Consider the following 13,256-nt stretch of genomic DNA (forward strand, 5'->3'; position numbering starts at 1 on the left):
ATGGATAAATTGATTATTACTGGCGGTGCTCGTCTTGACGGCGAAATCCGCATCTCCGGGGCAAAGAACTCTGCCCTGCCGATCCTGGCTGCCACCCTGCTGTGCGATGGTCCGGTGACCGTTGCCAACCTGCCGCACCTGCACGACATCACCACCATGATCGAACTGTTCGGTCGCATGGGGATCGAGCCGGTGATCGACGAGAAACTGGCCGTCGAAATCGACCCGCGCACCATCAAGACCCTGATCGCTCCGTACGAACTGGTTAAAACCATGCGTGCGTCGATCCTGGTACTGGGTCCGATGGTTGCCCGTTTCGGTGAAGCCGAAGTGGCGTTGCCTGGCGGTTGCGCCATCGGTTCGCGTCCGGTTGACCTGCACATCCGCGGCCTGGAAGCCATGGGCGCGATCATCGACGTCGAAGGCGGCTACATCAAGGCCAAGGCCCCTGAAGGCGGCCTGCGCGGTGCGCACTTCTTCTTCGACACCGTCAGTGTGACCGGTACCGAAAACATCATGATGGCTGCTGCGCTGGCCAAGGGTCGCAGCGTACTGGCAAACGCCGCGCGCGAACCTGAAGTGGTCGACCTGGCGAACTTCTTGAACGCCATGGGCGCCAAGGTTTCCGGCGCGGGCACCGACACCATCACCATTGATGGCGTCGAGCGTCTGCACACCACCACTTACAAAGTGATGCCTGACCGTATCGAAACCGGCACCTACCTGGTTGCCGCTGCCGTGACCGGCGGTCGTGTGAAGGTCAAGGACACCGATCCGACCATCCTTGAAGCCGTTCTGGAAAAACTTCGTGAATCGGGCGCAGAAATCACCTGCGGTGAGGACTGGATCGAGCTGAACATGCACGGCAAGCGGCCTAAAGCCGTCAACGTGCGGACCGCTCCGTACCCGGCGTTCCCGACCGACATGCAGGCGCAGTTCATCTCCCTCAACGCCATTGCCGAAGGCACCGGCGCTGTGATCGAGACGATCTTCGAAAACCGCTTCATGCACGTTTACGAACTGCACCGCATGGGCGCCAAGATCCAGGTCGAAGGCAACACCGCCATCGTCACCGGCACCGAAAAACTCAAGGGCGCGCCAGTCATGGCCACCGACCTGCGTGCCTCGGCCAGCCTGGTGATCTCGGCGCTCATCGCCGAAGGCGACACCCTGATCGACCGCATCTACCACATTGACCGTGGTTATGAGTGCATCGAAGAGAAACTGCAGATGCTGGGCGCCAAGATCCGTCGCGTTCCGGGCTAGTTTCTGTGGTATGGGCACAGGGACGTGCCCGAGGATTTTGTTCAAATCGGGGCTGGAAACGGCCTCGATCTGTGTCCGGCGCCGTTTGCGACCGGGCATGAGTACCTTGATAAGGACTGACGTTTCCCATGTTGACCATCGCACTGTCCAAGGGCCGCATCCTTGACGACACCCTGCCGCTTCTGGCTGAAGCGGGCATCGTGCCGACCGAGAATCCGGACAAGAGCCGCAAGCTGATCATCCCCACGACCCAGGAAGATGTACGCCTGCTGATCGTGCGTGCCACCGACGTGCCGACGTATGTCGAGCATGGTGCCGCCGACCTGGGCGTCGCCGGTAAAGACGTGCTGATGGAATACGGTGGCCAGGGCCTGTACGAGCCGCTGGACCTGCAGATTGCCCAGTGCAAACTGATGACCGCCGGCAAGGTCGGCGCAATCGAGCCCAAGGGCCGCCTGCGTATCGCCACCAAGTTCGTCAACGTTGCCAAGCGTTACTATGCCGAACAGGGCCGCCAGGTCGACATCATCAAGCTGTACGGCTCGATGGAGCTGGCACCGCTGATCGGTCTGGCCGACAAGATCATCGACGTGGTCGACACCGGCAACACGCTGCGGGCCAACGGCCTGGAGCCACAGGATTTCATTGCCGCCATCAGCTCCCGGCTGATCGTCAATAAAGCTTCGATGAAAATGCAGCACGCCCGTATCCAGGCGTTGATCGACACCCTGCGCAAGGCAGTGGAGTCTCGACACCGCGGCTGATTCACCTGCGCGCCCGCAAGGCGCGCCGTCTATCCGCCTCATAGCCAGAATTCTCAGGTGCCCAAGCGGATCGAATGTTAGCTTCGGGCGCCTGAGTTTTTTGCCAATCCTATGAGGCTCTCGCTATGACCGCACCGACTGCAATTCGCCGACTCAACGCTGCTGACCCGGATTTCGCGCATCATCTGGATCACCTGCTGAGCTGGGAAAGTGTGTCTGACGACTCGGTCAATCAGCGCGTGCTGGACATCATCAAAGCCGTGCGCGAGCGTGGCGATGCGGCGCTGGTGGATTTCACCCGTCAGTTCGATGGCCTGGACGTGAAATCCATGACCGACCTGATTCTGCCGCGCGAACGCCTGGAACTGGCGCTGACGCGCATTACCGTGGAGCAGCGCGAGGCCCTGGAGAAAGCAGCGGCCCGCGTGCGCAGCTATCACGAAAAGCAGAAACAGGACTCCTGGAGCTACACCGAAGCCGACGGCACCGTGCTGGGCCAGAAGGTCACGCCGCTGGACCGCGCCGGCTTGTACGTTCCGGGCGGCAAGGCGTCATACCCCTCGTCGGTACTGATGAACGCGATTCCGGCCAAGGTCGCTGGTGTGACCGAAGTGGTCATGGTTGTGCCGACCCCGCGCGGTGAAATCAACGAACTGGTGCTGGCCGCGGCTTGCATCGCCGGTGTCGACCGCGTGTTCACCATCGGTGGCGCGCAAGCGGTCGCCGCATTGGCCTACGGTACCGAAAGCGTGCCGAAGGTCGACAAGGTGGTGGGTCCGGGCAATATCTATGTCGCCACAGCCAAGCGCCACGTGTTTGGCCAGGTCGGTATCGACATGATCGCCGGCCCGTCGGAGATCCTCGTGGTGTGCGATGGCAAGACCGATCCGGACTGGATCGCCATGGACCTGTTCTCCCAGGCCGAGCACGACGAGGACGCCCAGGCGATTCTGGTCAGCCCGGATGCCGCATTCCTCGACCAGGTCGCCGCTAGCATTGCCAAACTGCTGCCGACCATGGAGCGCGCCGCGATCATCGAAACCTCGATCAATGGCCGTGGTGCGCTGATTCAGGTGCGTGATATGGAACAGGCCATGGAAGTGGCCAACCGCATCGCGCCAGAGCACCTTGAGTTGTCGGTTGCCGATCCGCAGGCCTGGTTGCCGCAGATCCGCCACGCCGGCGCGATCTTCATGGGCCGCCACACCTCCGAAGCCCTGGGCGACTACTGCGCAGGTCCCAACCACGTATTGCCGACTTCCGGTACGGCGCGGTTCTCGTCGCCGCTGGGTGTGTACGATTTCCAAAAGCGTTCGTCGATCATCTTCTGCTCCGAAGCCGGCGCTTCCGAGCTGGGCAAGACCGCCTCGGTGCTGGCCCGTGGCGAATCGCTGAGCGCTCATGCGCGTAGCGCCGAGTACCGCATCATTGACGACAAGCAGGGGAATTGAGCATGAGTAAATTCTGGAGCCCGTTCGTCAAGAATCTGGTGCCTTACGTACCGGGCGAGCAGCCGAAACTGGCAAAACTGGTGAAGCTCAACACCAACGAAAACCCGTACGGTCCATCACCGAAAGCGTTGGCGGCGATGCAGACCGAACTGAATGACAACCTGCGTCTGTACCCGGACCCGAACAGTGACGTGCTGAAAAACGCAGTTGCCAAGTACTACGGCGTGCAGACCAATCAGGTGTTCCTCGGCAACGGTTCCGACGAAGTCCTGGCGCACATCTTCCACGGCTTGCTGCAACACGATCAGCCGCTGCTGTTCCCGGACATCAGCTACAGCTTCTATCCGGTTTACTGCGGGTTGTACGGCATCCAGTTCGACGCGGTGCCGCTGGATGAGCAATTCCAGATCAACCCGGCGGACTACGCCAAGCCGAACGGCGGGATCATCTTCCCCAACCCGAACGCACCTACCGGATGCCTCTTGGCGCTGGACGCTGTCGAGCAGATCCTCAAGGCCAGCCCGGACTCGGTGGTCGTGGTGGACGAGGCTTACATCGACTTCGGCGGGGAAACGGCGATCAGTCTGGTCGACCGTTATCCAAACCTGCTGGTGACACAAACCTTGTCCAAGTCCCGTTCGCTGGCCGGTCTGCGTGTCGGCCTGGCGGTGGGGCATCCGGACCTGATCGAGGCGCTGGAGCGGATCAAAAACAGCTTCAACTCCTATCCATTGGATCGCATGGCGAATGTCGGCGCGGCGGCGGCTTTCGAGGACCGTGAGTATTTCGACAAGACCTGTCGTCTGGTGATCGAACACCGTGAATGGGTGATCGCGCAATTACAGGCCAAGGGCTTTGAAGTGCTGCCGTCGGCGGCGAACTTCATTTTTGCCCGTCACCCGCAGCATGATGCAGCGGGGCTGGCGGCGAAGCTGCGCGAGCAGGGCGTGATCGTGCGGCACTTCAAGCAGCAGCGGATTGCGCAGTTCCTGCGGATCTCGATTGGTACGCCGGAGCAGAATCAGGCACTGATCGACGGCCTGGGCGACCTCTAATCCACCCCCGACCCTGTGGGAGCGGGCAAGCCACGCTCCCACAAGGTTTTGTGTACTACTCGTGATGCGGCTCGCCCAGGAATGTCAGCGAGCTGAACAACCCTCGGCTATTCACATCCACGCTGTCCTTCACCGGCACTTCGACCTGCGCCGAAATCACATTCAACCCTTCATTACGCACCAGCACCTGCGCCCGACCGTCCTTGTCGGATTCGGTGGTCAGGGTGTTCGGCGCGTTCCGATAGTCGCCAACCAGCTTCACGCCTGCCGCCGGTTTGCCATCCAGTAGCACCCGGACCGGCAGCGAGTTACCCGGTCCGACGGTCAGCGGATCGACCTCCGGCTGGATCAGCAACTTGATCTGATCAAGTTTCGGCAGCTTCGCCCCCGGCTGATAAATCGCCAGGCTGTACTTGAATGTTTCCGTGGATTCGATGGCGCCGGGCACTTTGCTGCGTCCCTCGTTGATCCATTTTTTGTCAGCGGTTTGCGACCACATGCCGTTGTTCAGTGCCACCGCGATGACGGCGGGTGGTTTCAGCGGTTGCAGGCGTGCGTGATCGGCCAGGCGCTGCACCGTGACCGGAGTCATTTTTCCATTGCCGTCGTAGGCCCAGGCGCCGCTGATTTTCTGGGCCTTGAACGCATTGTCTTCAGCGCCATGGCCGTAGATCACTTCGATGTTGCCGCGGCGTTGTTCGGTCCAAAGACCATGGGCCGAGACCTGAGTGGCGAACAGCAAGCCGAGCAGCGCCAGGGGTTTGAGAGGGTGCATGGGGACGTCCTTTTACAGAGTGAGTGTCAGGCTGACGGTGAAATTGCGCGGCTCACCGGGGGTGACCCAGTAGTTGCTGTACGAGCGCTCGAAGTATTTCTCGTCGAAAATATTGTTCAGGTTCAGGCCCAGCGCGAGGTTGTCACTGGCCTTGTAATGGGCGAGCAGGTCGACGGTGTGGTAGGCGGGTAACTCGAAGTCGCTACCGGCTTCACCCGAGCGGTCGCCGACATAAGTGAAGGCTGCGCCGACGTCCGAACCGCGCAAGTGGCCGTCCTGAAATTCGTAAACCCCCAACAGGCTGCCGCTGCGTTTGGCCACGCCGAGAATTCGGCTGCCCGTGGGAATGACCTTGTCGCCCTGGGTGACTTCAGCGTCGATGTAGGCGAAGGCGCCGATCACCCGTACCGCATCGGTGACTTGCCCGGCGACTTGCCAATCGAAACCGCGGCTGCGCGCCTTGCCCATGGCGCGGTTGGTGTCGGTGCCTGGATCAAGGGCAAGGACGTTTTCCTTCTCGATATGGAAAGCGGCGAGGGTGCTGCTCAAACGTTGGTCGAACAGCTCGCTCTTGATGCCGACTTCATAGCCGACGCCTTCTTCCGGGTCGAAGGATTTGCCGGCGGCGTCCAGGCCGTTATTGGGTTTGAAAGAAGTGGAAGCATTGGCGAACAGGCCCACTTCAGGTGTCAGCTGATAGAGCAGACCGGCCCGCTGGGTCAGGGCATCGTGACGCTGGCGGCTGGTGGCGCTGCGGGAGTGGTCGTCGATGCGCTGCTCGAACTGTTCGAAGCGCGCGCCAAGCATACCCCGCAGCTTGTCGGTGAAGATGATCTGATCCTGCAGGTTCAGCGCTCGGCTTTCGACGTGTTCGAAGAAGTCCGTGCCGGAGCGCGCGCCGTTGGGTTTCGGCTGGCCGTAGATCGGGTTGTAGATGTCGATGGCATAGGGGCCGCCAGCGAAGGTCGTGACCCGCTCGTCCTTGCGATAGTTCTCGTACTCACTGCCGATCAACAGTTCGTGCTGCCAGTCACCGAGGTCGAACAGACCGCGCAGTTCGAGCTGGGTGATGCTGTCGTGCCAATCGTTGTCACGCTCGCGGTAGCGACGGTTGACGGTATGGCCGTCAGCATTCAGCGGGCGCGACTCGGAGGCGAAACCCCAGAGCTTGCCTTCCTTGTAGTGACTGGCCAGACGCAGCTTCCAGGTGTCGTTGAGCTGATGTTCGAGCGCGGCCTGCAGCAGATTGTTGTGGTTGTCGATGTCACCGTCGTTGGGTTCGCCGAGGAAGGTCGAACGGGAAACGCCGCTCCACGTATTGTTCGGTGCGACGATGCCGCGGTCGAAGGTAGAGCTGTGCCGGACGAATTCGCTCTCCACCAGCAGGCTGGTATCGGGATTCAGTTGCCAACTGAAGGAGGGGGCGACGAACACTCGCTGGCTGTCGACGTGATCGCGGAAGCTGTGGTTGTCCTCGACCGCCAGATTGACCCGTGACAACACATTGCCGTTTTCATCCAGCGGCGTGTTGACGTCCAGCGCGGTGCGATAGCGATCCCAGCTGCCGGCACTGGTTTGCAGTGTGGTGAAGGCTCCAGGCTGTGGTTTCTTGGTCACGATGTTCACCGTGCCACCTGGATCGCCCCGGCCATAGAGGCTGGCCGCCGGGCCTTTGAGGACCTCGATGCGTTCGATATTGGCCACGTCCGGCGTACTCGGATAGCCGCGGTTGGCGCTGAAGCCGTCCTTGTAGAACTCCGACGTGGTGAAGCCGCGCACGCTGTATTCGTAAAGCGTCAGGCCGCCAAAGTTGTTCTGCTTTGAAACGCCACCCGCAAAATCCAGTGCGCGTTCGACGCTGGTGCTGCCCAGGTCTTTGAGTACGCTAGCAGGAATCACGCTGATCGATTGCGGGATGTCGCGGATGGCCGTGTCGGTCTTTGTCGCGCTGGAAGAGCGGGTGGCGCGATAGCCATTGACCGGGCCGGTGGGGGATTCGTAATCGGAAGTGACGCTGATGGCGTCCAGTTCGAGGGTTCTGGATTCTTCGGCGAAGAGCGGATTTCCCAGCAGGCCGAAGGCGAATCCGACGAGGGAAGCCTTTGTTCGAGACGACATGTTATGTTGTTCCAATTACAGTAATTGAAACAATATAACATGTCCAATGAGAATGTCTGCCAATAGCCCGAGATTCTCGGGCCAGGTTTAGTTCTCTTCTTTTTCCTTGACCGGGGCGGGTGGTGGACGCAGGCCGATTTCCGCCGTGAGCTTGAGTTCCTTGCCGTTGCGCATCACCAGCACCGTGACCTTATCGGTCGGCTTGATCCGCGCCACCTGGTTCATCGAACGGCGACCATCGCCGGCCGGTTCGCCATCGATGGAGAGGATCACATCGCCCAATTGCAGTCCGGCCTTCTGAGCCGGGCCATCGCGGAAAATCCCGGCGACGACGATGCCCGGACGCCCCGACAGACCAAAGGATTCGGCCAGTTCCTGGGACAATGGCTGCACTTCAATACCCAACCAGCCGCGAATCACCTGGCCGTGTTCGATGATCGACTTCATCACCTCCATCGCCAGTTTGACCGGAATCGCGAAACCGATGCCCTGGGAGCCGCCGGACTTGGAGAAAATCGCGGTGTTGATGCCGGTCAGGTTGCCGTTGGCGTCCACCAGCGCGCCACCGGAGTTGCCGGGATTGATGGCAGCGTCGGTCTGAATGAAGTCTTCGTAGTTGTTCAGGCCCAGCTGATTGCGCCCGGTGGCGCTGATGATGCCCATGGTCACGGTCTGGCCGACGCCGAAGGGGTTGCCGATGGCCAGCGTCACGTCGCCGATGCGGATATTGTCAGAACGGCCGACAGTGATCGCAGGAAGATTCTTCAAGTCGATCTTCAACACCGCGAGGTCGGTTTCCGGGTCGCTGCCGATCACCCGGGCGAGGGTTTCACGGCCGTCCTTGAGTGCCACCACGATCTGGTCGGCACCGCTGGTCACGTGGTTGTTGGTCAGGATGTAGCCTTCCGGGCTCATGATCACGCCGGAGCCCAGGCTCGATTCCATGCGTTTCTGCTTGGGCGAGTTGTCACCGAAGAAGCGGCGGAACTGCGGATCTTCAAACAGTGGATGGTTGGGTTTGTTGATGACTTTGGTGGTGTACAGGTTCACCACCGAAGGCGCGGCGGTGGTCACTGCTTCGGAATAGGACACCGGGCCTTGCTGCATGCTGGTGGTTTGCGGGGCTTGTTGCAGGTTGACGTCAAGGCTCGGAAGCCCGACCCACTGCGGGTAACGCTGGATGATTAACAGAGCGACAAGCACGCCGGCCAACAACGGCCAGCCGGAAAAACGCAGCGCCTTGAGCATTAAGCACGTCCTGAAAGGTTGCAGGCGGTTAGAGACCGCCCATAATGTCGCGCATTATACGAGGCCACGCGCGCCTCTGAACGGGATATTTAGGAGTCTTTTATGGCCGTCGCCCTGAGCACACTCGTCGAAGAAGCCGACCGTTACCTCAACTGCGCCAGGATTGCCGATTATTGCCCCAACGGCCTGCAGGTCGAGGGCCGGCCGCAAGTGATGCGCATTGTCAGTGGCGTCACGGCCAGCCAGGCCTTGCTCGATGCCGCGGTTGAAGCCAGCGCCGATCTGGTGCTGGTGCATCACGGCTATTTCTGGAAGGGCGAAAATCCGTGTATCACCGGCATGAAGCAACGTCGCCTGAAGACCTTGCTCAAGCACGACATCAGCCTGTTGTCCTATCACTTGCCGCTGGATCTGCACCCGGATGTCGGCAACAACGTGCAACTGGCGCGTCAGCTCGACATCACTGTCGAAGGCCCGCTCGATCCTGACAATCTGAAAGTCGTCGGCCTGGTCGGCTCGTTGAACGACCCAATGACGCCCCGGGACTTCGCCCGTCGCGTGCAAGAGGTCATGGGCCGCGAGCCATTGCTGGTCGAAGGCAGCGCGATGATTCGCCGCGTCGGCTGGTGCACCGGTGGCGGCCAGGGCTACATCGATCAGGCGATCCTGGCGGGTGTCGATTTGTACCTCAGCGGCGAAGCCTCCGAACAAACCTTCCACAGCGCCCGGGAAAACGACATCAGCTTCATCGCCGCCGGCCACCATGCCACCGAGCGCTATGGCGTGCAGGCGCTGGGCGATTACCTGGCGCGGCGGTTTGCCCTTGAGCACATCTTTATCGATTGCCCGAATCCGATCTGAAGAACACCATAGATCAAATGTGGGAGCGGGCTTGCTCGCGAACGCGGATTAACATTCAACGGATGTGTTGACTGACACACCGCATTCGCGAGCAAGCCCGCTCCCACGATGGCAAGCGCTGGCCAAACGGGCAGGCATATTCATATACCCTTTCGATCTAGTCGGTGCCCTGATTAGAAGCGGTCGCTGTGCTAGGATTCCCCGCTCGAACACGGCCCGCTGGCCGTTCATAAGAAAGATTTCGTGAGTAGCCATGGTCGACAAACTGACGCATCTGAAACAGCTGGAGGCGGAAAGCATCCACATCATCCGCGAGGTGGCCGCCGAGTTCGACAACCCGGTGATGCTGTACTCCATCGGTAAAGACTCCGCCGTGATGCTGCACCTGGCACGCAAGGCATTCTTCCCCGGCAAGCTACCGTTTCCGGTGATGCACGTCGACACCCAGTGGAAGTTCCAGGAGATGTACAGCTTCCGCGACAAGATGGTCGCCGAGCTGGGCCTGGACCTGATCACCCACGTCAACCCGGAAGGCGTTGCGCAGGGCATCAACCCGTTCACCCACGGCAGTGCCAAGCACACCGACATCATGAAGACCGAAGGCCTGAAACAGGCATTGGACAAGCATGGTTTCGACGCGGCCTTCGGTGGTGCCCGTCGCGATGAAGAGAAATCCCGCGCCAAGGAGCGCGTGTACTCGTTCCGCGACAGCAAGCACCGCTGGGACCCGAAAAACCAGCGTCCCGAGCTGTGGAACGTCTACAACGGCAAGGTCAACAAAGGCGAGTCGATCCGCGTCTTCCCGCTGTCGAACTGGACCGAGCTGGACATCTGGCAATACATCTACCTTGAAGGCATCCCGATCGTGCCGCTGTATTTTGCCGCCGAACGCGATGTCATCGAGAAGAACGGCACGCTGATCATGATCGACGACGAGCGCATCCTCGAACACCTGAGCGATGAAGACAAAGCCCGCATCGTCAAAAAGAAAGTGCGTTTCCGTACCCTTGGCTGCTACCCGTTGACGGGCGCGGTGGAGTCCGAGGCTGAAAGCCTCACGGACATCATTCAGGAAATGCTCCTGACGCGAACTTCCGAGCGCCAGGGCCGCGTCATCGACCACGATGGCGCAGGCTCGATGGAAGACAAAAAACGTCAAGGTTATTTCTAAGAAGCAGTTGCAAGCTTCAAGCGGCAAGCTGCAAGCGAATCAAAAGCGGGTTATCGAAATGGATTTCGAGAAACTGGTGGTTTGGCAAAGAGCCAAATCGTTAGCGGTTAACCTCTACAAGGAAATGGCCGAATGCAGCGATCTGGCGTTTAAGAGTCAGATCACTCGTTCGGGGCTTTCGATTCCCAGCAACATTGTCGAGGGAATGGAACGTTTCACTGCAAAAGAAAAATGTCGATTTCTGTCGATAGCCAAAGCTTCCTGCGGGGAGCTGCGCACACAGATAATCATTGGCAGTGAAATTGGTTACAACAGAGAACCGTTGGCGGCACTTTGGATTTCAGAATCTCGCGAGCTTTCAAGAATGCTTAGCGGGTTGATCAATAAAATTTCTGACTAGTTGTACGCCGACAAGCTTGCCGCTTGAAGCTTACAGCTTGGAGCTTGAATGCAATGAGCCACCAATCTGATTTGATCAGCGAGGACATCCTCGCCTACCTGGGCCAGCACGAACGTAAAGAGCTGCTGCGCTTTTTGACCTGCGGTAACGTCGACGACGGCAAGAGCACCCTGATCGGGCGCTTGCTGCACGACTCCAAGATGATCTACGAAGATCACCTGGAAGCCATTACCCGCGACTCGAAAAAAGTCGGCACGACCGGCGAAGACATCGACCTGGCACTGCTGGTCGACGGCTTGCAGGCCGAGCGTGAGCAAGGCATCACCATCGATGTCGCTTACCGCTATTTCTCCACCGCCAAGCGCAAATTCATCATCGCCGACACCCCCGGCCATGAGCAGTACACCCGCAACATGGCCACCGGTGCCTCCACCTGTGACCTGGCGATCATCCTGGTCGACGCCCGCTACGGCGTGCAGACCCAGACCCGTCGCCACAGCTTCATCGCCTCGTTGCTGGGCATCAAGCACATCGTCGTCGCCATCAACAAGATGGACCTCAAGGACTTCGACCAAGGCGTGTTCGAGTCGATCAAGGCCGACTACCTGAAGTTCGCCGAAGGCTTGAAGATGAAGCCGACCAGCATGCACTTCGTGCCGATGTCAGCCCTCAAGGGCGACAACGTGGTGAACAAGTCTGAGCGCTCGCCGTGGTATACCGGCCAGTCGCTGATGGAAATTCTCGAGACCGTGGAAGTGGCGGGCGACCGCAACTTCACCGACCTGCGTTTCCCGGTGCAGTACGTCAACCGTCCGAACCTGAACTTCCGCGGTTTCGCCGGCACCCTGGCCAGCGGCATCGTCAAGAAGGGCGACGAAGTCGTGGTGCTGCCGTCGGGCAAGAGCAGCCGCGTGAAATCCATCGTTACCTTCGAAGGTGAACTGGAACATGCCGGTCCGGGTCAGGCAGTAACGCTGACCATGGAAGACGAAATCGACATCTCCCGTGGCGACCTGTTGGTACACGCCGACAACGTGCCGCCGGTGACCGACAGCTTCGAAGCGATGCTGGTGTGGATGGCTGAAGAGCCGATGCTGCCGGGCAAGAAATACGACATCAAACGCGCCACCAGTTACGTGCCGGGCTCCATCGCCAGCATCGTCAACAAGGTCGACGTGAACACCCTGGAAGAGGGCCCGGCCAGCGCGTTGCAGTTGAACGAAATCGGCAAGGTCAAGATCGCGCTCGACGCGCCGATTGCCCTCGACGGTTACGACAGCAACCGCACCACCGGCGCGTTCATCATCATCGATCGCCTGACCAACGGCACCGTCGGCGCCGGCATGATCGTCGCGCAACCGGTGGCGCATGGCACCAGCACGCACCACGGCAAACTGGCTCACGTAGCCACCGAAGAACGCGCTCAGCGCTTCGGCCAGCAACCGGCCACCGTGTTGTTCAGCGGCTTGTCGGGCGCGGGCAAAAGCACCCTGGCCTACGCCGTTGAACGCAAGCTGTTCGACTTGGGCCGTGCGGTGTTCGTGCTTGATGGCCAGAACCTGCGTCACGACCTGAACAAAGGTCTGCCACAGGATCGCGCCGGGCGTACCGAGAACTGGCGTCGTGCCGCGCACGTGGCGCGTCAGTTCAACGAAGCCGGTCTGCTGACCCTGGCGGCGTTCGTAGCCCCGAGTGCCGAAGGGCGTGAACAGGCTCGGGAGCTGATCGGCAAGGAGCGTCTGCTGACGGTCTACGTCCAGGCTTCGCCAACGGTCTGTGCCGAGCGTGACCCGCAAGGTTTGTACGCGGCAGCCGGGGACAACATCCCGGGCGAGTCCTTCCCGTACGACGTGCCGCTGGATGCCGATCTGGTGATCGACACCCAGTCCGTGTCGCTGGAAGAGGGCGTCAAGCAGGTGCTGGAACTGTTGCGTAAACGCGGCGCGATCTAAGATAGAAGCAGCGACAAGCTATAAGCTTCAAGCTGCAAGAAAAACCCGCCGATGAGTGATCATCGGCGGGTTTTTTTGTGTCTTTGAAATTGTCTTCGCGAGCAGGCTCGCTCCCACAGTTGATCTTCATGGAATACAAATTTTATGTGCACTGAAGATCCATTGTGGGAGCGAGCCTGCTCGCGAAAGGGCCGG

The 13,256-nt window shown here is 60.0% G+C and carries 11 protein-coding genes; 8 read left to right on the forward strand and 3 right to left on the reverse strand.

What is annotated here, in order from left to right; all coding sequences use genetic code 11:
- The 4 genes from murA (at position 1) to hisC (ending at position 4,536) form a co-directional block, all read left to right on the forward strand.
- Positions 1–1,266: a UDP-N-acetylglucosamine 1-carboxyvinyltransferase gene (murA, locus tag FFS64_RS16280; protein WP_137806225.1), complete on the forward strand. Its 1,266-nt coding sequence runs from the start codon at positions 1–3 to the stop codon at positions 1,264–1,266.
- Between the two features lie 128 nt (positions 1,267–1,394).
- The gene (gene hisG, locus FFS64_RS16285) at positions 1,395–2,030 is read left to right on the forward strand and encodes an ATP phosphoribosyltransferase (RefSeq protein WP_095193897.1); all 636 of its coding nucleotides are present in this window, start codon (positions 1,395–1,397) and stop codon (positions 2,028–2,030) included.
- A gap of 125 nt (positions 2,031–2,155) precedes the next feature.
- Entirely contained in the window at positions 2,156–3,481 is a 1,326-nt protein-coding gene (gene hisD, locus FFS64_RS16290) for a histidinol dehydrogenase (RefSeq protein WP_137806226.1), read from the forward strand.
- Positions 3,482–3,483: 2 nt separating this feature from the next.
- Positions 3,484–4,536 carry a histidinol-phosphate transaminase gene (gene hisC, locus FFS64_RS16295; RefSeq protein WP_137806227.1) on the forward strand — a complete coding sequence of 351 codons (1,053 nt, stop codon included), beginning with the start codon at positions 3,484–3,486 and terminating at the stop codon, positions 4,534–4,536.
- Positions 4,537–4,591: 55 nt separating this feature from the next.
- On the opposite strand, the gene FFS64_RS16300 is transcribed toward hisC, so the two are convergent.
- The 3 genes from FFS64_RS16300 to algW all read right to left on the reverse strand — a co-directional run bounded on the left by FFS64_RS16300 (position 4,592) and on the right by algW (position 8,677).
- Positions 4,592–5,311 carry a DUF4198 domain-containing protein gene (locus tag FFS64_RS16300; RefSeq protein ID WP_137806228.1) on the reverse strand — a complete coding sequence of 240 codons (720 nt, stop codon included), beginning with the start codon at positions 5,309–5,311 and terminating at the stop codon, positions 4,592–4,594.
- A 12-nt stretch (positions 5,312–5,323) separates the two neighbouring features.
- On the reverse strand, positions 5,324–7,429 hold the full coding sequence (locus FFS64_RS16305; RefSeq protein WP_137806229.1) for a TonB-dependent siderophore receptor: 2,106 nt from the start codon (positions 7,427–7,429) through the stop codon (positions 5,324–5,326).
- An 87-nt stretch (positions 7,430–7,516) separates the two neighbouring features.
- Positions 7,517–8,677, reverse strand: coding sequence for a Do family serine endopeptidase AlgW (gene algW / locus FFS64_RS16310; protein ID WP_137806230.1), 1,161 nt, complete (start codon positions 8,675–8,677; stop codon positions 7,517–7,519).
- A gap of 102 nt (positions 8,678–8,779) precedes the next feature.
- Here algW and FFS64_RS16315 point away from each other — a divergent pair, with 102 nt between their 5' ends.
- The 4 genes from FFS64_RS16315 to cysN all read left to right on the forward strand — a co-directional run bounded on the left by FFS64_RS16315 (position 8,780) and on the right by cysN (position 13,061).
- The gene (locus FFS64_RS16315; RefSeq protein ID WP_137806231.1) at positions 8,780–9,538 is read left to right on the forward strand and encodes a Nif3-like dinuclear metal center hexameric protein; all 759 of its coding nucleotides are present in this window, start codon (positions 8,780–8,782) and stop codon (positions 9,536–9,538) included.
- 253 nt (positions 9,539–9,791) lie between these two features.
- Positions 9,792–10,709 (forward strand): sulfate adenylyltransferase subunit CysD, encoded by a 918-nt coding sequence (cysD, locus tag FFS64_RS16325; protein WP_095193889.1) that lies wholly within the window; start codon positions 9,792–9,794, stop codon positions 10,707–10,709.
- A 58-nt stretch (positions 10,710–10,767) separates the two neighbouring features.
- The gene (locus tag FFS64_RS16330; protein WP_137806266.1) at positions 10,768–11,109 is read left to right on the forward strand and encodes a four helix bundle protein; all 342 of its coding nucleotides are present in this window, start codon (positions 10,768–10,770) and stop codon (positions 11,107–11,109) included.
- 53 nt (positions 11,110–11,162) lie between these two features.
- The gene (cysN, locus tag FFS64_RS16335; RefSeq protein WP_095193888.1) at positions 11,163–13,061 is read left to right on the forward strand and encodes a sulfate adenylyltransferase subunit CysN; all 1,899 of its coding nucleotides are present in this window, start codon (positions 11,163–11,165) and stop codon (positions 13,059–13,061) included.
- Positions 13,062–13,256 lie beyond the last annotated feature (195 nt).

It is taken from the genome of Pseudomonas sp. G(2018) (assembly GCF_005502415.1).
In the GTDB taxonomy this organism is placed as follows: Bacteria; Pseudomonadota; Gammaproteobacteria; order Pseudomonadales; family Pseudomonadaceae; genus Aquipseudomonas.

Coding starts and splice junctions, on each gene's coding strand:
- hisG (WP_095193897.1), top strand. CDS start 1,395: ATGTTGACCATCGCACTGTCCAAGGGCCGCATCCTTGACGACACCCTG.
- cysD (WP_095193889.1), top strand. CDS start 9,792: ATGGTCGACAAACTGACGCATCTGAAACAGCTGGAGGCGGAAAGCATC.
- hisD (WP_137806226.1), top strand. CDS start 2,156: ATGACCGCACCGACTGCAATTCGCCGACTCAACGCTGCTGACCCGGAT.
- FFS64_RS16330 (WP_137806266.1), top strand. CDS start 10,768: ATGGATTTCGAGAAACTGGTGGTTTGGCAAAGAGCCAAATCGTTAGCG.
- FFS64_RS16305 (WP_137806229.1), bottom strand. CDS start 7,429: ATGTCGTCTCGAACAAAGGCTTCCCTCGTCGGATTCGCCTTCGGCCTG.
- murA (WP_137806225.1), top strand. CDS start 1: ATGGATAAATTGATTATTACTGGCGGTGCTCGTCTTGACGGCGAAATC.
- hisC (WP_137806227.1), top strand. CDS start 3,484: ATGAGTAAATTCTGGAGCCCGTTCGTCAAGAATCTGGTGCCTTACGTA.
- cysN (WP_095193888.1), top strand. CDS start 11,163: ATGAGCCACCAATCTGATTTGATCAGCGAGGACATCCTCGCCTACCTG.
- FFS64_RS16315 (WP_137806231.1), top strand. CDS start 8,780: ATGGCCGTCGCCCTGAGCACACTCGTCGAAGAAGCCGACCGTTACCTC.
- algW (WP_137806230.1), bottom strand. CDS start 8,677: ATGCTCAAGGCGCTGCGTTTTTCCGGCTGGCCGTTGTTGGCCGGCGTG.
- FFS64_RS16300 (WP_137806228.1), bottom strand. CDS start 5,311: ATGCACCCTCTCAAACCCCTGGCGCTGCTCGGCTTGCTGTTCGCCACT.